Raw genomic sequence first — 20,201 nt, 5'->3', positions numbered from 1 at the left:
CAGTTGATGAGCTGCTTTTTTTTATGACGACTGAATTGGCGTTAATCTTTGTTCAATTTCTGCTCGTTTATGCTCTAGGAACGGCGGAAGGGCTAATTGATCGCCAAGTACATCCACCCCTTCATCGACTGTAAACCCAGGACCATCTGTTGAAATTTCAAATAAAATACCATTTGGCTCTCTAAAGTAAAGAGCTTTAAAGTAAAAGCGTTCTACAACACCAGAGTTCGTAAAGCCTGCTTTTGATATTTTTTCATACCATTTTTCAAGCTCTTCTGCATCCTTCACGCGAAATGCGACGTGATGCACACTGCCTCTGCCGGAACGTTCAGAAGGCCCTTCTGTTTTTTCAATCACATGAATTTCTGTTCCAGCACCGCCATTTCCTGATTCAAAAATGGTCACGATCTCACCATCATTTGATTGTTCACGTGCTCTTTCAGTGAATCCAAGGATGTCTGTTAAAACACGGATCGTCTTATCAGCTTCTGCAACAGTTAATTCAACTGGACCTAAACCCCTAATCGCAAACTCTGCCGGAATATCGTCATGCACTGGCGGTGAGCCTACCTCTTGCGTATTCGGTTCTACTGTTAAAAACAGCTGCTGCCCTTCTGGGTCTTTAAAACGCAAAGCAGGTCTTCCGCCTCTCAAGGAAGCTGTTTCTTGCTGCACGCCTTTATCTTCAAACCGCTTTTCCCAAAACGTGAGTGCCTCTTCAGAAGAAACGAGAAGACCTGTGCTTGTGATCGCATTTGTCCCTTCCAAACGGCGGGCAAGCATTGGAATTTCAAAGAATGTTAGCTCTGTTCCTGGTGAAGCGACCTCATCTCCATAAAACAAGTGGTACATAGACGGGTCATCCTGATTGACTGTTTTCTTTACAAGTTTCAAGCCAAGGATTTGGCGGTAGAAATCAACATTTTTCTGAGCATTAGCTGTTAACGCAGATACGTGGTGAATCCCATTGATTTTCATTATTTTCACTCCTATTTTAAAATATCTCGAATTCAAGATAATATCCTTATGAATAAAATAGTTCATTTTTCAAGAAAAGTCAACCATTTGGCTGCACGTTTACTGGATGTTCGGTTTCCGGTCATTAAATTAACATTAAATCAAAAATAAACTTCCATTGTTCGTTTTTAACACAACATTTACCCTAATATCTCCAATAAACGAACACTTTTAAATACAAATACGAAAATCAGAAAATTTTTTTAATTCTTGTTTTCCTAAAATCGTATTACAATGAACAAAATACATGTCACAGTAACGTACGAAAGTGATGCAGGAGGTCGTGTGTAATGAACAAAGAACAACCAGCGTTAAAACAAGACATCGGCTTATTTTTCGCCCTATCTCTTGTCATCGGGACCATTATCGGGTCAGGCGTCTTTATGAAGCCAGGCAACGTCCTTTCCTATTCAGGAAGCTCAGACATCGCATTATTCGCTTGGCTGTTAGGTGGGATCTTAACCCTTGCAGGCGGACTGACTGTCGCTGAAATTGGTACACAAATCCCGAGAACCGGCGGTTTGTACGCCTATCTTGAAGAAGTGTATGGTGAATTTTGGGGCTACTTATGCGGCTGGGTGCAGATTATTATTTACGGACCTGCCATCATTGGTGCACTTGGTCTTTATTTTGGTTCATTATTAGCCAATTTATTTTCTCTTTCGACTTTATGGTCTACAACGATCGGCATTATCACCGTTTTATTTTTATGTATTATTAACATCATGGGAACAAAATACGGCGGATTTGTTCAGGGGCTGACCACTATCGGAAAGCTTGTCCCAATTGCTGCGATTATTGTGTTTGGCATATGGAAAGGTAACGAAAACATCTTCATGGCCGTCAACGATAGTATCGCTCAAATGAACTTCGGTGCAGCGATTTTGGCTACGCTGTTTGCCTATGATGGCTGGATTTTACTTGCTGCGCTTGGTGGTGAAATGAAAAACCCTGAGAAACTGCTTCCTCGCGCGATGGCAGGCGGAATTTTAATCGTGACGGCTTGTTATCTCTTTATTAATGTCGCACTTTTGCACGTACTGCCAGCTGATCAAATTGTCCAGTTAGGTGAAAATGCGACAAGCACTGCTGCTACCATGCTCTTTGGACCAATTGGCGGGAAAATCATTAGTATTGGGATCATCATCAGTATCTTTGGCTGTTTGAACGGAAAGGTTCTTTCATTCCCACGTGTGATTTTTGCGATGGCAGAGCGAAAGCAGATTCCTTTCGCCAACGCGATTTCGCGGATTCACCCAACGTTTAAAACACCTTGGATCGCTGTATTTGTGCAAATTTTGATCGCCATTGTGTTTATGATCGTCAGTAATCCAGAGAAGCTGTCTGAGGTGTCGATTTTCATGATCTACATCTTTTATGTCATGGCCTTTTTCGCCGTCTTTAAGCTGAGAAAACAAAACAGCGGAATGAAGCGTGCGTACAGTGTACCACTTTACCCGCTGACACCGATCATTGCGATTATCGGTTCATTATTCGTTTTAATCAGCACCATGATCACCGATTGGAAAAGCTGCCTGATCTCCATGCTGATCGGGATGGCCGGACTGCCTATTTATTATTATATGAAAAAAGCACAAAAAGCAGAGCACTAATCAGTGCTCTGCTTTTTTCCTTCTTCTCAGCGTAATAGAAAACCTTTGCAGTCTAGGAAAGACGAGTACCGGAGCGGAGAGAATGTGACATTCGTGAGCACAGGAACAGAGGACTGACAAAAAATGCGAGGGTTTGCCTACACGCTGAAGCAGAGCGCTAAATGGTCTCTGCTTCATTTTTTATATTGTTTGATCACTTTGTATGATTCGTTTAAATATCTCATGAGCCGGTATGGCTTACTAAGCACGCGGATTGGGAGTCTTGAGATAAATCCATTCAGGTTCGACTTATATTCCTGCGTGATCCGCTTTGGCTTTGTTGCTATTTTCTCGTATACTTCCTTGTAAAATTCCTTCATGATGTCGACTTGCACACTGATCTTTTGATGACACTCTGTACACTCAACGCTTTTCATCTGATCATTCACATAAACGATGCTGTGGAGGGTCTCTTCTTGGCACCGAGTACAGTGTAGGTTTGCTTCCATTTCGGTTTGCTTCAAGATACACAGCTCCTTTCTCGTTTGATGTTGCTCTTGTTATACTATTCGAACGCTGCCAGTCTTTTATTGAACGGATGCTTCCTTTAAAATAGCTGCCGCCGTTAGTTCGTCTGTCACCAGTACTTGGATGAAGCCGCCATTTAAAGCCCCTAAAATGCTCTCAGCTTTATGGGTTCCTTCTACAACAGCGATGACCGTTTTGACGCTCTTTAATTGTTCCAGCGATAAGCCAATGACCTTTTGATTCAGTTCATCTTGAACAGGTTTTCCTTCTCCATCAAAGAAACGAAAGCCAATATCACCGACAGCCCCTGATTGCCTTAAACCAGATAAGTCCTCTTCTTTTAAATAACCGACTGTTTTTAAAGTTGACCCTTTATGCGGGTTGCCAATACCGATGAGGGCAATATCCACATTTCTGCCTTCTTCAAGCACAGCTTCTATGTCCTGCATCGCCATAAGCCGTTCTTTTAATTCTTCTGTTTCTAAAATCGCAGGGGCATATAAATAGGAACACGTGCCGTTCATTTTCTTTGCCAGCTCATATGCCAGCTGATTGGCATGAATGTCGACCGCCTGCCTGCCCATTCCGCCTTCTAAAGGAATGACCTTCACATCATTTCTTCGTTCAAAAGGATATTCTTTGACAAGCTCAGCAAGCGTCGTGCCCCATGAAATGCCGATTTTCTCCGCATTTTTCATGTTTTTAGACAAATAATAGGCGCCTGCTTGACCGACTGCCCGCTTCACCATCTCAGACATTGTCCCGACACTTGGAACAACGACCGCATCTGTTAATTGAAAGGTTGTTTCTAGCTGCTTTTCAAGTTCCACCGTATGAATGCTTTCGTCTTTAATGTACACTTCCACAATTCCCACATCTTTTGCTTTTTGTAAGAGCTTTGAAATGACTGGTCTTGAGACATTGAGCTTTTTTGCAATTTCCTGCTGCGTCCACCCGTCTGTATAATAAAGATGAGCAACTTTGACGAGCTGTCGTCTTTCTTCCCAATTCAGCATGTGACATCATCCTTTTAATATACTATGATTACCAGTATACCAAACATTCGTTTTCAATTGGAACAATTGTTATGAAAATGACAAAAAGAGCGATTAACTCTCCGCTCTTTTCCCCTCAGTATATTTGGGCTGATACGTTCTCCCTCCGTCTAACAGGATCATTTGTCCGTGCAAATAGCTCCCCTCGCGACGTGTGAGAAATAAAGTGAGCCCTGCGATATCCTCAGGCTTTCCTAATCTTCCGATGGGAATGAGTGATTGCAGCTGCCGTTTCTCCTCTACAGTAGGATAGAGCGTATCAAGCATTTGAGATTCAATGACGCGGGGGGCAATCACATTGATGCGTATTTGATGCGAGCCTAGTTCCTTTACGAGCGAACGCATCAATCCAAAAGCACCTGCTTTTGATGCATAATATTGAATACCGCCGCCTGAGCCGGTGATTGCAGATCCCGATCCAATAATGACAACACTGCCTTCCTGCCGCTCACACATATAGGGTGCCAACGCTTTGATGCAATAGTAAAGACCATATAAGTTCACAGCCAGTGTCTTTTTCCAAAGTGAAAAATCGACTTCTAAAAAAGGCAGTGATTTAGTCATTCCTGCTGAATACACAAGGTGAGCAATACCGCCCAGCTCCCTTTCAGCTGCTGATATCATTTGCTGAACACTTTCCCACGATGAAACGTCAGCTTGAAATATCAGCAGCTGAGGATACTGTGTCTTTAAGAGCGAAAGTCCCTTTTCGTCTATATCTGACACGGCGACTTGGTGCCCTTCTTTTAAAAATCGTTCAGCTATTTCTTTTCCGATCCCTTGGGCTCCGCCAACGATGAGAACTGGTTTTTGAACATTAGCCAGCACTCTCACCCCCATCAAGCATAATCGCCACGCCATCTGTAAATGCACCATAGGATGTACTGAGAAACACCGTCATATGGGCCACAGTCTCCTTGATTTGCTCTGTATCAGGAACCAAATGGAGAGGAGGCGGCAGCAGCGCAAGCACCCGGATGCCTTTGTCTTTAAATTCTCTCGCTAACCCTTTTGTCATGGCATTCAGCATAGAATTCGAAGTAGCATGCGAGATCCCGCCATCACCTGTAATACTGCCTGATGACGATATATTAATGATGCAGCCTTGTCTCTGATCAACCATATGCCATACAGCAGCCTGACTGGAAAGAAAGACGGTATTCACAGCCGATTCCACTTCATCCACCCACTCATCAGGGCCCACGTCATCAAACTTCGCGTCCGCTCCTTGCTCTGCTTGATTGACCAAAATATCCAGTTTACCGCATGTATCAATCACTTGCCTCAGCATTCGCGCGGCATCACGCGGTGTTTCCAGCGGGTTCTGAATGATACTCGCTTGACCGCCCATTTTTTGAATGTCTTCACGAATGGTTTTAGCCTTTGATTCATCATGAAACGTGTGTAAAAAAACATGTGCACCTGCCCGGGCTAAAGCCAGGCAGATGGCTTCTCCAAATCCATCTGTGCTACCTGTCACAAGTGCCGCTTTCTGATGAAGCTGGACGTGCACATGCATCTCCTCCCTATCCCTTGTTTGGCCATTATTTTCTCAGCTTACTCACGATATCAAGTGCTGCTTCATAAAAACCTTCTGAGATGGTCGGATGCGGATGAATCATTTTCGCCATCTCTTCTGCTGTTCCTTCTAAATACATAAAGGAGGAAGCTTCTGAAATCATCTCTGTGACGTGCGGGCCAACCATCGTCGCGCCAATCACTTCACCATAGGCTGTATCGTATACCAATTTAATAAAGCCTGTTTGATCACCTGCCGCTAGTGCTTTACCGCTTGCCGCTAAATCAAATCGTTCTGCCCGCACGTTAAGTCCTTTGGCTTTTGCCTCTTTCTCAGTCAGACCAACACTCGCTACCTCTGGTAATGTATAAATACATCTAGGCATGATATCAGCATTCATTTTTTCAGACACACCGCAAATATTACTGACCGCAACAGCGGCCTCCGCCATCGCTGCGTGAGCAAGCTGATAGCCGCCAGCGACATCCCCAACTGCATAGACACCTTCCACGCTTGTCTGCATCTTGTCGTTCACCTTGATAAAAGGACCATCCAGCTGAAGGTCAAGCTGGCTGACAGCAGAAACGCTAGGTCTTCTTCCTACACAAACAAGCAGTCTTTCAGCCGTAAAGATATGCGTCTCTCCTTTATCGTCTGATGCATGAACCGCTTTGACTCCTTCGCTTTCCGTCACCTCTGTCACAGTGGTTTTTTTCGCGATATGGATGCCTTTTTTCTTTAATTCTCTTTCTAGCAGCTTAGATGCTTCCTCATCCTCTTGTGGAATAATAGACGGAGCCGCTTCAATAATCGTGACTTTTGATTGAAGACTCTGGAAGATACAAGCCAGCTCAAGTCCAATGACACCGCCGCCAATGATGACGACAGAAGCCGGAATATCTGGGATGTCAAAGATCGTATCACTTGTGTCAAATTGAATGTCTTTAAGGCCCGGTATTGGCGGAATGGCAGGTGAAGATCCAGTGGCAATGATGAGCTCTTTCGTTTCAATCGATTCTGAACCATCTTGCTTTTCAATCTCAATCCGGTGCTTTGTAACAGCTGTACCTCTGCCTTTATATACATCAATCTTTCCTTGCTTTAATAAAAAGGCAATTCCACCTCTGAGCTTTTCAATGACGTCATCTTTGCGCTTTCTCATTTTATCGAAGGAAAGGACCAAATCACCTGTTTCAATTCCCCAGCTTTTCGCCTTCTCAATTGATTCAATGACTTCTGCATGTTTGAGCAGTGTCTTGGAAGGAATACAGCCCCGATTTAAACAAGTACCGCCTAGAAAATCCTCTTCAATCAATGCGACCTTCCGTCCACGCTCAGCTGCTTGAAGGGCGGCAGTATACCCGCCAGGCCCTCCGCCAATGACTGTCAGATCATACGTTTTCGTCATCCGATTCATCTCCTACATTAGCAATTCAAATGGTTGTTCAAGCACTTTTTTAAGGTCTGTTAAAAAGGCAGCCGCTGGTGCGCCATCTACCACTCGGTGATCAAACGATAAACTAACACCCATCATCGGCCGCACCTGAATTTCTCCATCTACTACAACAGGTTTTTCTTGAATGCGCCCAACCCCTAAGATCGCCACTTCCGGCTGATTAATAATCGGGGTAAAGGTATCAATGGCATACATCCCTAAGTTACTAATGGTAAAAGTGGACCCTTTCAGCTGGTCTGGCAGCAGTTTTTGGTCACGTGCGTTTCGGCCGATTTCTTTCGCCTCTTTTGTCAGCTGTTTTAATCCTTTTTGGTTTGCATGAGAAATGACTGGAACCATTAAGCCATCTTTTACAGCGACAGCGAGACCAATGTGCACATCATCATGGAAATGGAGCTCATTTTGTTCAAACGTCATATTGATATGCGGGTGGCGTGTGAGTACGTTGCTGACCGCATGAATGATAATTTCTGTGAACGACAGTCTGTAGCCTGTCTCTTTTTCAATCGCTGGCAATAGCTGTTTGCGTACTTCTTTCGCTTTTGTCATATCGATTTCACTTGTTAATGTCACGTGCGGTGCTGTAAAGGCACTTTGTGACATCCTATCAGCGATCACTTTTCTCATGCCAGCTAGTTTTTGTGTTTTCGCTTGAGAAGACTCTGCTGTTTGTGCAGCTGCTGCCGTTACATCACTCTTCATAATTTTTCCGTGTGCACCAGATCCAGCAACATTCGCTAAATTGATTCCTTCACGAGCAGCCACTTTTTCTGCAAGCGGTGACACGCGCTGATCTTTCTCACTAGAGTGGACGGCCGCCTCGACGTCACGCTTTTGAACTCTGCCTTTAGGTCCTGTGCCAGATACCTCATGAATCGCTACATGATGATCCTTTGCCGTTTTTCTCGCCGCAGGTGTGGCACGTACTTTTTCATTAGGTGTTTTTGGGGCTTCAGTAGAACTGGATGAAGCCGCTTCTGATGAAGACGATTCGCTGCTGTCTGGTGATTCTTCATCTGATTGTGCTGGCGGTTCGCTTGGCACCTGTTCATTTGCCTCTCCGATGTATCCAATGACAGCATTAACTGGAATTTGATCATCGGCTTCATAATATTTCTTTAGAAAAATACCATCGTCATAGGCTTCCACCTCAATATTGATCTTGTCTGTCATAATTTCAAAAAGAGGCTCACCGATTTCAACCGAATCTCCTTCTTCTTTAAACCATTGAAGCAAGGTGCCGACTTCCATCGTACTGCTCAGCTTCGGCATAAATATCTCTTTTGGCATGATCTTCTCCCCTTTACTTAAGAGCGCACAAGCTCTTTTGCTGCTTCAATAATATCTGGCACTTGTGGAATAACCGCTTTTTCCAGCGTCGGGTTGTATGGTATTGGGACCGCAAGACCGCCAAGTCGTTTAATTGGAGCATCTAAGTAGTCAAAGGCTTCACTTTCCGCTATCATACTTGCAATCTCTCCGCCATAGCCGCCTCGTTTTACCGCTTCATGAACCACGATACATTTACCTGTTTTCTTCACAGATTCGATAATCGTTTCTTCATCTAATGGGACAAGTGTTCTTGGGTCAATGATTTCAACATCGATTCCCTCTGCTTCTAGTTCCTTTGCCGCTTCTAACGCTTTGTGTACCATAATCGCTGTTGCTACAATCGTGACGTCTTTCCCGCTTCTTTTCACATCTGCTTTCCCTAGAGGAATTGAATATTGCTCTTCAGGCACTTCACCGATTGTTTTATATAGAAGCTTGTGCTCGTAGAAAATGACAGGGTTGTCATCATCCATCGCCGCTTTTAAAAGTCCTTTTGCGTCATAGGCTGTTGAAGGCTGAACCACTTTGAGTCCTGGAATATGGGCCATCCACGCTTCTAAGCTTTGTGAGTGCTGCGCCGCTGCACCCGTTCCTGATCCTGCTGGTGTTCTCACGACGAGCGGCACCTTTCCTTTTCCGCCAAACATGTATCGTGTTTTAGCCGCTTGGTTCACAAGCTGATCCATTGCGATTGTAATAAAGTCAGAGAATTGAAGTTCTAAAATCGGACGCATACCAGTTAAAGCCGCTCCGACTGCCCCACCTGCGATGGCAGCCTCTGAGATAGGTGTATTGCGAACGCGCTCTGGACCGAATTCTTCAATCATGCCGCGCGTGACCCCAAAAGCACCTCCATATACGCCGATATCTTCACCTAAAATGAAGACATCTTGGTTTTCTCTCATTTCCTGACTCATAGCCTCTCGAACGGCTTCTAAATATGAAATCTCTCTCACTGTTGTTTTTGTCACGTGATTTCCCTCCTAATTAGGCGTATACATCCTCTAATAGTGTGTCAATTGACGGTTCTTTACTGTTTTTGGCGAATTCTACAGACGCTTCAATTTCCTGCTTCGCTTCTTCCTGTAAGCTTGCTGCCTGCTCTTCTGTCAAAACATTCAGTTCAATCAAGAGAGACTTAAAGCGTTTGATTCCGTCTTTTTGTCTCCACTCTGTCTCTTCTTCACGTGTACGGTATTTTTTCGCATCACTCTTAGAGTGACCCTTCCAGCGGTATGTTTTCATTTCAATGAGTGATGGGCCTTCTCCCGCTCTCGCACGGCTGACTGCTTCATCTACTGTGTTCATAATTTCGACCATGTCATTTCCATCAACCGTTTTACCTGGCATTCCGTAGCTTTCTGCTCTTGTTGAAATGTCTTCAATGTTGATCATTTCTTTCACAGGGCCAGACATGCCGTACTGGTTGTTTTCACAAATAAACACAACCGGTAAATCCCAAATGGACGCAAGGTTTAAAGCTTCATGGAAGCTGCCTTCATTTGTGGCACCATCTCCGAAGAAACAAAGAACAACAAAGCCTTCCTGTTTCATTTTAGATGTGAGCGCTGCACCTGTTGCCAGCGGGATACCGCCGCCAACGATTCCATTTGCCCCAAGATTTCCTTTTTCTAAGTCCGCGATATGCATGGAGCCGCCTTTTCCTTTACAATAGCCGGTTTCACGTCCAAACAATTCAGCCATCATTTTATTAACCTCGGCCCCTTTTGCAATACAGTGACCGTGTCCCCTGTGTGTGCTGACAATCTTATCTTTATCTTCTAATACGGCAATCGATCCAACAGCTGACGCTTCCTGTCCAACACATAAATGAGTGGTGCCATGGATAAGTCCTTTTGCAAAAAATTGATCGACCTTTTCATCAAAATATCTCACTAACCACATTTGTTTATATAAATCTGCTAATTTCTCATGACTAATCTGTTCAGGCAAAGTGATTTGTTTTTGCATTTCTTCTCTCCCCTTTACATTTGTTCTTATGTGTTACATTTGTAATTATCATACGTTTAAGTGTCATCGAAGTCAAGCATTTCTCTCTCATTTTTAAGCGTTTTCATCTTTTGTCAGAAAAAAAGAGAAAGGCAAAGCCCTTTTCCAAAGAACTTCTCTTTCTCTTTTAATCTCATACACTCATTCATCTGGATACATCATGATTTTGACGCTCTCACCCTCAGAATGCCTCGCACATTCTATCGCCTGAAGCAGCTGGCTTAACGGATAACGATGCGTCACCATCTTTTCAGTGTTGACCACTTTTGCTTTCAGAAGCTCAAGGGCTTCACGATAGTGATATGGATGCGAGGAATAGGCTCCTACTACCTTCACTTCATCATTGAAAAATCGTTCAGCAGGAATGGGCACATCGCCCTTTGGAAAATGAGCAAACACCAAAATCGTCCCGCCTCGCGCTACAGCCTGAAACGCCTCTTTTAAAAGCGCGCTGCTCCCAACAGAAATAATGACGAGGTCTGCTCCCTTTCCATCTGTTTCCTTCATCACCCGGTTTTCAACCGGCTCAGCTGCTGGATGGAAAGCGATATCTGCACCTAAACTCCTCGCTTGCAGCAGCCTGTTCTCATTCACATCTGTTATCATCACTTTCCCAGCCAAATAATATTTGGCGAGCTGCAATTGAATACAGCCAATTTGCCCCGCTCCAAGGATCAATACGGAATCTCCTGGATGAACAGGAGCTCGTTCAAACCCATGCAGACAGCAGGCAACCGGTTCTACCATCGCCCCTTGCTCATACGATACGTCTTTTGGAAGCTTGCCCATCGTGTGCTTGACATGCAAAGCAGGTACACGGATATATTCTGAAAACCCGCCCGGCTCTACATTTGTGGCTGTAAACTGCGGACACATCGTATAAAACCCCTTTTGACAAAAGTCACAGGTGAAACAAGGCACATGATGCGCCACATAAACCCTGTCTCCCGTCTGGACATTTGTCACACCCTTGCCGGTCTCGACAATATCACCAGCGATTTCATGCCCTAACACCGTCCCAGGAGGTACTGTCTCATGCGTTGCTTTGTAAATATCCGTTCCGCATAAGCCGCAGGCTCGCAGCTTTAACAAAACTTCATCATCACCGATGACTGGCCGGCTCCGCTCCTCATACCGAATGTCCTCTGAAGAATAAAAGACAGCTGATTTCATGTAGCAGCATCCTCCTTTTCATCACCCTTCGCAAAATCCTGTAGTGTTTGAACAAGCTGCTTGTACTCACTCATCTCGCTGGATATCCAGTAGCGCCCTCCAAATATACGAGCTGGCCCCACCCTGACATAGACTTTCCCGATATGAGGATAAGGCTTTAAAAAAAGCTTTCCTTTAATATCAGAAACTGCATATGTGTGCCATCTGCCAAAAGCGCCTATCTTCAGTTGATCTTCACTAATGATGACGTTTGTCGGCTGGTTCAGTCCCGTGATACTAGAAAGTATGAGAATAGGCAGCGTATAAACGCCTAACACAGCTAACGGGTCAGGTCCTGCTGACCATAATGTATAAAGAGACCAGAGAAAAAACAGACAGATGAGCACAGCCGGGAGAAAAATAGACAACATTGCAGACGTTCGGCTATAAGCATGATGCTGCATGAGACTTCCTCCTTTCAGATCACTAGAAGGAGCCACAAAAGCTCCTCCATGCAATAACTCTCTACTTGATATGATCGATGATTTTCTCGATATCATCTTCAATACCAAATCCAGTTAAAAAGGATAATGTTTGAATCACAGGTGTCCCTTTTGTATCACTCACAGGTGTTGTTGTCACAATTAAATCTGCACCCTCCGCTTTTTGCGGGACTTCAGATGCCTTACACTGTTCTACGACGACATCATATCCTTTTTCCTTTAACGTTTCTTCTACCTTTTTAGCCACAACCGTTGATGTTGCAACTGCCGTTCCGCATGATACTAATATTTTCTTCGCCATTAGAATCCCTCCAGCTCATTTATTGTTCTTTTTGATCTAAGCCCATTTCTTTTGCATACTGCTTTTTAATATCATTTCGCACCCAGTACCATAGAAGCGCATAAGCCAAAGCACAGATAATCGCTGCAATAAAGTAAGGGTTGCTCGGATCAAGAAGTCTCACCATGATCCAAGGAATAACGTGAGAACCAAGGTCAATACCTGAAATCATGTTTGCCCCTTCTGGGAAATCAAAGCCGACTGCTTTCCCCATTGTTGTCGCAAGCGGTGCAAGGTTCGTTGCGATAAAGAAGACAATCATTAATGTAAAAATACTGTTAATAAGACCGCGAATAATATTTCCACGAGCGGCTGCTACTGCCCAGACAACTGTAAATGGCAGAACCGATAAGTCAGCAAACGGGAGCATGCCATTGTAAGGCAGGACAACTGCGAGCAAAATCGTAATCGGCACCATTAAAAGGGCTACCGCCATATTTGCTGGATGACCAATCACAATCGCTGTATCTAAACCAATATAGACATTTTTCCCTGGGAAACGCTTTTGAATATAAGAACGAGCGCCCTCAGAGATTGGAATGAGCCCTTCCATTAATAGCGCAACCATTCTTGGCATTAAGACAAGAACTGCTGCCATTTGAATACCGAGCGTCATCACACCTTTTGCATCATAGCCGCCGAGAAGACCAATAATGATACCAAGTATGAGACCCATCACAAGCGGTTCACCAAAAATGCCAAAGCGTTTCTTCAATGTTTCTGGATCAGCATGAATTTTGTTTAAACCAGGGATCTTATCAATGATGCGGTTTGACGCATACATGAGCGGGGCAAAGTTGACCGTTTCAGCATGAGCCATCGATACGCCTTTTAATCCGAAATGGTGTTCGATTGTCGGCGCCGTCCAATCGGCTAATTTTAGCGTGATCGCAGAGACGATCAAGCCAACAGCAAGAGCCAAGAACATATTATGATAAGCGTAGTAAGTAACAGAGGCTGCGAAAATCAAATGCCAGAAGTTCCAAATATCCACATTCAGCGTTTTCGTAAAGTTTACGGACAATAAGATGACATTTAATAAAAGCACAAGAGGAATCATGAGCGGGGCAACGGGTGTACCAAAGGATATGGCAGCTCCAATCGGCCATCCAACATCCAAAATATCGAGCTTTAGCCCAAGGGAATTAACCATGGCTTTTGCTGCTGGCCCAAGTCCGCTCACGAGCAAATTAATGACAAGATTGACACCGACAAATCCAATTCCGATCGTAATACCGGCCCTGAAGGATTTCTTAAAGCCCTGCCTTAAAATCATACCGAAAAGCGTCATAATAATCGGGAGCATAATAGTTGGTCCAAGGTCTAATATAAAATCGACGGCTTGCTTGATCATACATCCACCTCCTGAATTTTTCAGATAAAGCGCTTACATATTTTCGTGAATGGCTATTGGTTTAATTCTTGCTGAAGCACGTCAACTGCTTCTTCATAAGATGTCATGTGTGAAAGCTTTGTCATCACCTCTTCTTTTCTAAAAAGTGTCATCAGCTTCTCCAGCATCACAAGCTGTTTGCTAGGCTCAGAGATTGCTAGGACAAACACAATTTTGGCTTGCACTGTTTCATCAGGGCTTCCCATCTTATGAAAAATGACAGGTTCCTTTAAAGTAGCTACACTAATCGCTGGTTTGTTCACATGCTCAGGATCTGTATGCGGAATCGCTACCCCAAAGGCTGCCAGTGGAAGGCCTGTAGGATATGTTTTTTCTCTTTCAAGCACTGCTGGTAAAAAGCTCGATTTAATGTACCCTCCAGCTTCTAACCGCCCTGCTAAATATGTGGTCACCTCCTCTCTCGAAGATGCTTCGAACTGCAGCTTAATCAGTTGTTCATCTAACTCAAACAAGCTGTTCAAACAACCACCCCTTTCATTTGGTATAAATATGAACACATGTAACAAAAGAAAGAACATTTTTAGAATAGAACCTTTTATAAAGCGCTTACAATTATGAGTTCTGAAAAATGTTCAATGCTGTTACCTTTGTAAAGATATTATAATATTCAAAATTATAAGTCAATGTCCCTAGGGAAATTTAAATAAAAAAAAGACGCAGTCATCACCGCGTCTCTTCCTTCTAATCTTCTATACTGCTTGTTAAATGTGGCTTCCTATATCTAAAAATTCAGATACAAATAGATTGTCTGTCTGCACTGCCATTTCTTCCTTTGTGCCAATTTTTTCGATTCTTCCTTCATTCATCACCACAACACGATCAGCAATATCGAATGCTTCTTCTTGATCATGTGTCACAAAAATGGTGGTCATTTGAAAGTCACGATGAACTTTTTTCAGCCAATGCCTTAATTCTTTCCTCACCTTTGTATCAAGTGCACCAAAGGGTTCATCTAAGAGGAGTGCCTTCGGCTGAACGGCAAGTGCGCGCGCCAGTGCCACACGCTGCTTTTGCCCGCCTGACAGCTGATCTGGATACCGCTGCTCAAACTGCGTAAGCTGAACAACCTCTAAAAGCTCATGTACCCGCTCTTTGATGTCTTTTTTAGGCAGTCTTTCTCCTCTAGGTTTCATTTTCAGCCCATATGCCACATTATCAAAAACCGTCATATTTCGAAAAAGCGCATATTGCTGAAATACAAAACCGATCTGCCGTTTTCGTACTGGAATGTGTGTGTAATCCTGATCTCCAAATAAAATCTGTCCGTTATTGGCATAATCAAGACCTGCAATGATTCTTAATAAAGTCGTTTTCCCAGAGCCAGATGGTCCTAGTAAAGAGATCAATTCACCATTTCTTATTGATAAATCCACGTTTTGCAAAACCTTTGTCTGACCAAATTGTTTTGATATTTGTTTTGCTGTAATCCCCAAGGCCGATCCCTCCATTTATGTTGAGCGCTTGCCGAGCCGGTGTTCCCTCTGCTGAATGATTTGCTTAATGATTAAAGTAATGACTGCCACAAACGCCATGAGAGACGCCACAGCAAAAGCGGCTTGAAATTGGTACTCATTGTATAAAATTTCGATATGAAGCGGCATCGTATTGGTCATGCCTCGAATATGACCTGATACAACCGACACGGCACCAAATTCACCAATCGCTCTTGCCCCGGCTAAAATGACACCGTAAAAAAGAGCCCATTTGATATTCGGCAGTGTCACAAAGAAAAAAGTCTTCCATCCGTTTGCACCAAGTGTGAGCGATGCTTCCTCCTCATGAATGCCTTCATGCTGCATAAACGGGATTAATTCTCTGGCAATAAACGGAAATGTAACGAATATGGTGGCTAGGATCATGCCTGGTACAGAATAAATGACTTTCCATCCATTCGCCATAAGCCAAGGTCCTAAAAGCCCGTTTGAACCAAATAAAAGCACAAATACAAGTCCAGCAATCACAGGCGAAACGGCAAACGGGAGATCAATCACAGTCGTTAACAAACGTTTTCCGCGGAAATTAAATTTTGTGATAAGCCATGCAGCACTCACCCCAAAGATCATTTGAAGCGGCAAGGTGACGACGACAATGAAAACAGTCAATTTGATCGCCGCGAGTGTATCTGGATGTGAGATGGCCAGAAGGTATGAACTCCATCCTTTCTCAAATGCCTTTGAAAAAACGGCGATCAGCGGTATGAGTAAAAATAAAATCAAAAAAGCATACACGACCGTAATCAATAGGATTTTCACTGCTTTAGATTCGGTTACAGGACTTTTATACTGAACATGGTGCTGATGACTAAGCTCTCTCTCCAATGGTTTCACCTCACGTATACTTGTTTTTTCCGCTCAACATACCACTGAATGCCGTGAATCAATAACAGGATGAAAAACGAAAGAAGCAGCATCAAGCATGCAATCGCTGCTGCACCATGATAATCATACTGTTCAAGCTTGGACATGATCATCAGCGGTGTAATTTCTGTTTTAAACGGAATATTTCCAGCAATAAACACAACAGAGCCATATTCACCTAGCGCTCTTGCAAACGCAAGTGAAAATCCAGTCATCACCGCAGGAAACAGGGCCGGCAGCAGTACGTGAAAAAAGGTCTGTCTCCTTGTCGCACCAAGAATCGCCGCAGCCTCTTCGACTTCCTGCTGAAGCCCTTCTATCACAGGCTGAACGGTTCGGATAACGAATGGAATGCCAATAAAAATCAGTGCCAAAATAATCCCAATCGGTGTGTACGCCACCTTTATATGCAGAAATTGACCAATCCATCCATTAGGAGAATAGAGGGTGGTCAGGGCAATACCCGCAACAGCTGTTGGGAGAGCAAAAGGCAAATCAATAAGAGCATCTAAGATTTTCTTTCCATGGAATGTGTACCTGGCGAGAACCCAGGCAATCAGTACACCAAACCCTGCATTGATGAGAGCAGCTGCAAAGGAAGTCGTCACGGTCAGCTGAAGAGACTTCAATACTCTTGCATCGGTAAACACCTTCCAAATCCCCTCTGCTCCTAATGAAGCCGTCCAAATAAATACCATGGATAAAGGAATGACGACAATCGCACTCACATAAACGAGCGTCACCCCAAGGCTCAGCCCAAATCCAGGCAATATACGTTTTCTTTTATTGGCGGCTGCATGTGCTTTCTTCATCACATCGCCCCCTATTTTTGTCCGCTGTATATTTGATCAAATAATCCGCCATCATCAAAAAATCTTTTCTGCGCCTTTCTCCACCCGCCAAACGCTTGATCAATCGTCACCATATCAATCTTTTTAAACTGGTCTTTATATTTGTTTAAGACTTCTTGATTTCTAGGGCGATAATAGTTTTTCGCCGCAATTTCCTGCCCCTTTTTAGAATATAAATAATCTAAATAAGCCTTCGCCACTTGCTCTGTTCCTTTACGTTTCACATTTTGATCAACAACCGCAACAGGCGGCTCCGCTAGAATACTAATTGATGGGGTGACAATTTCAAATTTGTCTTTGCCTAGTTCGTGCTGCGTTAAATAGGCTTCATTCTCCCATGCAATTAACACATCCCCAAGTCCGCGTTCAACAAAGGTCGTTGTGGCTCCGCGTGCACCTGAATCAAGGACTTCGACATGTTCATATAGCTTTTTGACAAAATCCTTTGTTTTTTCTTCATTCCCATGAAATGTTTTATCGGCGTAGGCCCATGCAGCTAAGTAATTCCATCTCGCACCGCCGGACGTTTTCGGATTTGGCGTAATGATGGACACACCTGGCCGAATCAAGTCGTCCCAATCTTTAATATTTTTGGGATTCCCTTTCTTCACAAGAAACACAATGGTCGATGTATACGGTGTTGACTGATTTGGAAATTCTTTTTGCCAATCTTTTGAAAGCAGTCCGCGATCTGCAATCGCATCAATGTCATACCCTAAAGCCAATGTTGCCACATCTGCCTCGAGTCCATCAATAATCGATCTTCCCTGCTTTCCTGACCCACCATGAGACTGCTTAATCGTGACATCCTCACCTGTTTTGTCTTTCCAATACGTCTGAAAGGCTTGATTGTATTCCTGATACAATTCACGTGTAGGATCATACGAAACATTTAACAGCTCAACCTTTCCCTTTTGGCTCGAGGCTTCGTTTGCGTTTGAGCATGCAGTACTCGTCACAGCCAAGACGAATATAATGGTCACGACCCAGACCCATTTCCACTTTTTCATGTTATCCCGCTCCCCCGTTATCAAAAATAGTGACACCAACCTTGCCGTTTCATACGCAAAAAAGACCCTTAGCCACCTGAAATACATCACAGTCCTGTACTTCAAATTGCCAAGAGCCTTCGGTTGTCCGATCAGCTATGTATGATTGATGTTAGTCTATATATTATTCAAACTATTCACAGGTGTCAACTCTGTTTTTTCATTTAAACAAAAAAAGAAACGCCATCTTGAAGAGGCGCTTCTTTTCCCGGGAAATGGTTTTTAATCGGCAGAAAGCTTTAAATTGACACCAACAGCGGTTCCATTTCTCGAGGAGTCAGCTACTCCTGTAAATGTCCCTGCTTTCCGATCAATGAGTAAGGCTTGCACATTTCCTATATCAATAGGTGAACTGCCAAAACGATGACCCATATCATTTAGCTTCGTTCTTACATCAAGGGGAACACCTACTTCGTAACGGTAAGAAGTTGTACTGTTTGTATAAATCCGCGGCTCTTCCACCGCATCTTGCAGATCCATGTCGTATTCAAGCAAGTTTAATATGGTTTGTGAAACAGAAGCAATAATAGTCGATCCACCAGGTGAGCCCACAGTCATGACCGGCTCGTTATCTTTAAATATGATGGTCGGGGTCATACTGGATAATGGACGCTTATTCGGCTGGACTTCATTTGCTCCGCCTGGTCTTGCGTCAAAATCTGTTAGTTCATTGTTTAAGAAAAAGCCATATTCCGGAACAAGGATCCCTGTACCAAATAACTGTTCAATGGTTGTTGTGAATGACACGACATTTCCCCACTGATCGGCAACAGTAAAATGAGTGGTCTCGCCAATGGTTTTATCTTCTGGCTGCGGGATAATTGGGGATGGATTTTTTTCCTCCTCATACGCCCATGGATCTCCTTCTTTCGGGTTTTTGTTCATTTGATCTAATTGAATGAGAGAAGCTCTTTTTGAAATGTAATCATCGTCTAGTAGTCCTTTTAGTGGAACATCTACGAATTCGGGGTCGCCTGCATATGCAGCACGGTCAGCATAGGAGAGATGCATTGTTTCAGCTAGCAGCTGATATTTTTCGAATGATTTGGGGTCATATTGTGATAGATTGAAGTGATCTAGTATTTTGAGTATTTGCAGCATAAACACACCGCCTGAGCTTGGTGGAGGCATACTTGCAAGCTGGTATCCTTTATAGTCCCCCCAGATAGGCTTGTCAGTCTTGACCTCATAACGACCAAGGTCATCAGTTGTCATCGTTCCGCCAAAATCTTGGACTGTCTTTGCAAGTGCTTTTGCTACTTTTCCTTCATAAAATGCTTTGCTTCCTTTTTTCGCAATGAGCTTAAATGTTTTCGCAAGACCTGGCTGTACAAGCAGATCGCCTTCTTTGAGCGGCTGATCATCTGGAAGAAAGATTGGCGCTGCGGCCGTTTTTTTCAGCTTTTCTTGATGATCTTCAATGGCTTTTGCCAGAACAGAATCGATTTCAAATCCATCCTCTGCAAGCTGAATGGAAGGCTCAATCAATTCCTTCATCGAACGGGTTCCCCACTTATCTAATGCTGCTTCGAGACCTTTTACTGTCCCTGGAACACCAACCGCATTACCGTGTGTGGATCGCTCAGCAAATGGGATGACTTTTCCCTCATCCGTTAAAAACATGTCAGGTGTTGCGCCCTGTGGTGCTCGTTCTCTACTATTGATGATGGATGTTTCTTTTGTCTTTCCATCATAAACCATCATAAAACCACCGCCGCCAATTCCAGACATCATTGGCTCTGTCACATTCAGTGCGTACTGGATGGCAACAGCAGCATCCACTGCGTTTCCACCTTTCTTCAATACATCAGCACCTACTTCTGATGCCAGCGGGTGAGCAGTAGCCACCATGCCATCTTTACCAACAGCTACTTTACTCCCATGAGATTCGTTCGCATTGACTTGGCTGACAGGCAGAAAAAACGAGAAAACAAACAGACATATGGACAAAACAGTTAGAGAAATGCGTTTCATGAACAACACCCCTTCCATATTCTTACTTTGACCTTACCGACTTCTTGACCAG

The 20,201-nt window shown here is 43.8% G+C and carries 20 protein-coding genes; 1 reads left to right on the top strand and 19 read right to left on the bottom strand.

The window, feature by feature from the left end; all coding sequences use genetic code 11:
- Positions 1 to 21: 21 nt before the first annotated feature.
- Positions 22 to 978, bottom strand: coding sequence for a ring-cleaving dioxygenase (locus NSS80_RS06400; RefSeq protein ID WP_317222083.1), 957 nt, complete (start codon positions 976 to 978; stop codon positions 22 to 24).
- 329 nt (positions 979 to 1,307) lie between these two features.
- Here NSS80_RS06400 and NSS80_RS06395 point away from each other — a divergent pair, with 329 nt between their 5' ends.
- The gene (locus NSS80_RS06395; protein ID WP_034623410.1) at positions 1,308 to 2,630 is read left to right on the top strand and encodes an amino acid permease; all 1,323 of its coding nucleotides are present in this window, start codon (positions 1,308 to 1,310) and stop codon (positions 2,628 to 2,630) included.
- Positions 2,631 to 2,803: 173 nt separating this feature from the next.
- Here NSS80_RS06395 and NSS80_RS06390 read toward each other — a convergent pair whose 3' ends face one another.
- From NSS80_RS06390 to ggt, 18 genes are all read right to left on the bottom strand, one after another.
- Positions 2,804 to 3,133: a bh protein gene (locus NSS80_RS06390; protein ID WP_034281483.1), complete on the bottom strand. Its 330-nt coding sequence runs from the start codon at positions 3,131 to 3,133 to the stop codon at positions 2,804 to 2,806.
- 63 nt (positions 3,134 to 3,196) lie between these two features.
- A complete protein-coding gene (locus NSS80_RS06385; protein ID WP_024424944.1) occupies positions 3,197 to 4,153 on the bottom strand; it encodes a sugar-binding transcriptional regulator in 957 nt (318 codons plus the stop codon).
- A 93-nt stretch (positions 4,154 to 4,246) separates the two neighbouring features.
- Positions 4,247 to 5,032 (bottom strand): SDR family oxidoreductase, encoded by a 786-nt coding sequence (locus tag NSS80_RS06380; protein WP_041116371.1) that lies wholly within the window; start codon positions 5,030 to 5,032, stop codon positions 4,247 to 4,249.
- A complete protein-coding gene (locus tag NSS80_RS06375; protein ID WP_241770676.1) occupies positions 5,010 to 5,711 on the bottom strand; it encodes an SDR family NAD(P)-dependent oxidoreductase in 702 nt (233 codons plus the stop codon). Before NSS80_RS06375 ends, NSS80_RS06380 begins: the two co-directional genes overlap by 23 nt.
- A gap of 25 nt (positions 5,712 to 5,736) precedes the next feature.
- Positions 5,737 to 7,119: a dihydrolipoyl dehydrogenase gene (lpdA, locus tag NSS80_RS06370; protein WP_041116367.1), complete on the bottom strand. Its 1,383-nt coding sequence runs from the start codon at positions 7,117 to 7,119 to the stop codon at positions 5,737 to 5,739.
- Between the two features lie 12 nt (positions 7,120 to 7,131).
- A complete protein-coding gene (locus NSS80_RS06365) occupies positions 7,132 to 8,457 on the bottom strand; it encodes a dihydrolipoamide acetyltransferase family protein (RefSeq protein WP_149125723.1) in 1,326 nt (441 codons plus the stop codon).
- A gap of 17 nt (positions 8,458 to 8,474) precedes the next feature.
- Positions 8,475 to 9,455 (bottom strand): alpha-ketoacid dehydrogenase subunit beta, encoded by a 981-nt coding sequence (locus tag NSS80_RS06360; RefSeq protein ID WP_034281944.1) that lies wholly within the window; start codon positions 9,453 to 9,455, stop codon positions 8,475 to 8,477.
- A 31-nt stretch (positions 9,456 to 9,486) separates the two neighbouring features.
- Complete coding sequence (gene pdhA / locus NSS80_RS06355) at positions 9,487 to 10,470, bottom strand: pyruvate dehydrogenase (acetyl-transferring) E1 component subunit alpha (RefSeq protein ID WP_024424949.1); 984 nt, start codon at positions 10,468 to 10,470, stop codon at positions 9,487 to 9,489.
- 180 nt (positions 10,471 to 10,650) lie between these two features.
- Positions 10,651 to 11,682, bottom strand: coding sequence for an alcohol dehydrogenase catalytic domain-containing protein (locus tag NSS80_RS06350; RefSeq protein ID WP_317222084.1), 1,032 nt, complete (start codon positions 11,680 to 11,682; stop codon positions 10,651 to 10,653).
- Complete coding sequence (locus NSS80_RS06345) at positions 11,679 to 12,125, bottom strand: hypothetical protein (RefSeq protein ID WP_034623414.1); 447 nt, start codon at positions 12,123 to 12,125, stop codon at positions 11,679 to 11,681. The genes NSS80_RS06350 and NSS80_RS06345 overlap by 4 nt, the downstream gene beginning before the upstream one ends.
- A gap of 61 nt (positions 12,126 to 12,186) precedes the next feature.
- Positions 12,187 to 12,465 carry a PTS sugar transporter subunit IIB gene (locus NSS80_RS06340; RefSeq protein ID WP_003212259.1) on the bottom strand — a complete coding sequence of 93 codons (279 nt, stop codon included), beginning with the start codon at positions 12,463 to 12,465 and terminating at the stop codon, positions 12,187 to 12,189.
- A 19-nt stretch (positions 12,466 to 12,484) separates the two neighbouring features.
- The gene (locus NSS80_RS06335; RefSeq protein ID WP_024426780.1) at positions 12,485 to 13,858 is read right to left on the bottom strand and encodes a PTS transporter subunit IIC; all 1,374 of its coding nucleotides are present in this window, start codon (positions 13,856 to 13,858) and stop codon (positions 12,485 to 12,487) included.
- A 53-nt stretch (positions 13,859 to 13,911) separates the two neighbouring features.
- Complete coding sequence (locus NSS80_RS06330; RefSeq protein WP_024424952.1) at positions 13,912 to 14,379, bottom strand: PTS sugar transporter subunit IIA; 468 nt, start codon at positions 14,377 to 14,379, stop codon at positions 13,912 to 13,914.
- Positions 14,380 to 14,619: 240 nt separating this feature from the next.
- Positions 14,620 to 15,351 (bottom strand): sulfate ABC transporter ATP-binding protein, encoded by a 732-nt coding sequence (cysA, locus tag NSS80_RS06325; RefSeq protein WP_024424953.1) that lies wholly within the window; start codon positions 15,349 to 15,351, stop codon positions 14,620 to 14,622.
- A 15-nt stretch (positions 15,352 to 15,366) separates the two neighbouring features.
- Entirely contained in the window at positions 15,367 to 16,236 is an 870-nt protein-coding gene (gene cysW / locus NSS80_RS06320) for a sulfate ABC transporter permease subunit CysW (RefSeq protein ID WP_317222085.1), read from the bottom strand.
- Between the two features lie 5 nt (positions 16,237 to 16,241).
- Positions 16,242 to 17,087, bottom strand: a complete 846-nt coding sequence (cysT, locus tag NSS80_RS06315; protein ID WP_024424955.1) for a sulfate ABC transporter permease subunit CysT — start codon at positions 17,085 to 17,087, stop codon at positions 16,242 to 16,244.
- Positions 17,088 to 17,098: 11 nt separating this feature from the next.
- Positions 17,099 to 18,136, bottom strand: a complete 1,038-nt coding sequence (locus tag NSS80_RS06310) for a sulfate ABC transporter substrate-binding protein (protein ID WP_317222086.1) — start codon at positions 18,134 to 18,136, stop codon at positions 17,099 to 17,101.
- A 261-nt stretch (positions 18,137 to 18,397) separates the two neighbouring features.
- Positions 18,398 to 20,149: a gamma-glutamyltransferase gene (gene ggt / locus NSS80_RS06305; protein ID WP_317222087.1), complete on the bottom strand. Its 1,752-nt coding sequence runs from the start codon at positions 20,147 to 20,149 to the stop codon at positions 18,398 to 18,400.
- Between the last annotated feature and the right edge of the window lie 52 nt (positions 20,150 to 20,201).

Origin of the sequence: Bacillus sp. FSL M8-0350 (assembly GCF_038593345.1) — a bacterium.
Classification (GTDB): Bacteria; Bacillota; Bacilli; order Bacillales; family Bacillaceae; genus Bacillus; species Bacillus safensis.
Note: the sequence above shows the minus strand (reverse complement) of the source record. Positions and strands in the feature narration are given on the sequence as shown.

What these genes read in the sequence shown, in the direction of transcription:
- NSS80_RS06400 (WP_317222083.1), bottom strand. Translation starts at nt 978, where the DNA reads ATGAAAATCAATGGGATTCACCACGTATCTGCGTTAACAGCTAATGCT.
- NSS80_RS06395 (WP_034623410.1), top strand. Translation starts at nt 1,308, where the DNA reads ATGAACAAAGAACAACCAGCGTTAAAACAAGACATCGGCTTATTTTTC.
- NSS80_RS06385 (WP_024424944.1), bottom strand. Translation starts at nt 4,153, where the DNA reads ATGCTGAATTGGGAAGAAAGACGACAGCTCGTCAAAGTTGCTCATCTT.
- NSS80_RS06380 (WP_041116371.1), bottom strand. Translation starts at nt 5,032, where the DNA reads ATGGGGGTGAGAGTGCTGGCTAATGTTCAAAAACCAGTTCTCATCGTT.
- NSS80_RS06375 (WP_241770676.1), bottom strand. Translation starts at nt 5,711, where the DNA reads ATGCATGTGCACGTCCAGCTTCATCAGAAAGCGGCACTTGTGACAGGT.
- lpdA (WP_041116367.1), bottom strand. Translation starts at nt 7,119, where the DNA reads ATGACGAAAACGTATGATCTGACAGTCATTGGCGGAGGGCCTGGCGGG.
- NSS80_RS06365 (WP_149125723.1), bottom strand. Translation starts at nt 8,457, where the DNA reads ATGCCAAAAGAGATATTTATGCCGAAGCTGAGCAGTACGATGGAAGTC.
- pdhA (WP_024424949.1), bottom strand. Translation starts at nt 10,470, where the DNA reads ATGCAAAAACAAATCACTTTGCCTGAACAGATTAGTCATGAGAAATTA.
- NSS80_RS06350 (WP_317222084.1), bottom strand. Translation starts at nt 11,682, where the DNA reads ATGAAATCAGCTGTCTTTTATTCTTCAGAGGACATTCGGTATGAGGAG.
- NSS80_RS06345 (WP_034623414.1), bottom strand. Translation starts at nt 12,125, where the DNA reads ATGCAGCATCATGCTTATAGCCGAACGTCTGCAATGTTGTCTATTTTT.
- NSS80_RS06340 (WP_003212259.1), bottom strand. Translation starts at nt 12,465, where the DNA reads ATGGCGAAGAAAATATTAGTATCATGCGGAACGGCAGTTGCAACATCA.
- NSS80_RS06335 (WP_024426780.1), bottom strand. Translation starts at nt 13,858, where the DNA reads ATGATCAAGCAAGCCGTCGATTTTATATTAGACCTTGGACCAACTATT.
- cysT (WP_024424955.1), bottom strand. Translation starts at nt 17,087, where the DNA reads ATGAAGAAAGCACATGCAGCCGCCAATAAAAGAAAACGTATATTGCCT.
- NSS80_RS06310 (WP_317222086.1), bottom strand. Translation starts at nt 18,136, where the DNA reads ATGAAAAAGTGGAAATGGGTCTGGGTCGTGACCATTATATTCGTCTTG.
- ggt (WP_317222087.1), bottom strand. Translation starts at nt 20,149, where the DNA reads ATGAAACGCATTTCTCTAACTGTTTTGTCCATATGTCTGTTTGTTTTC.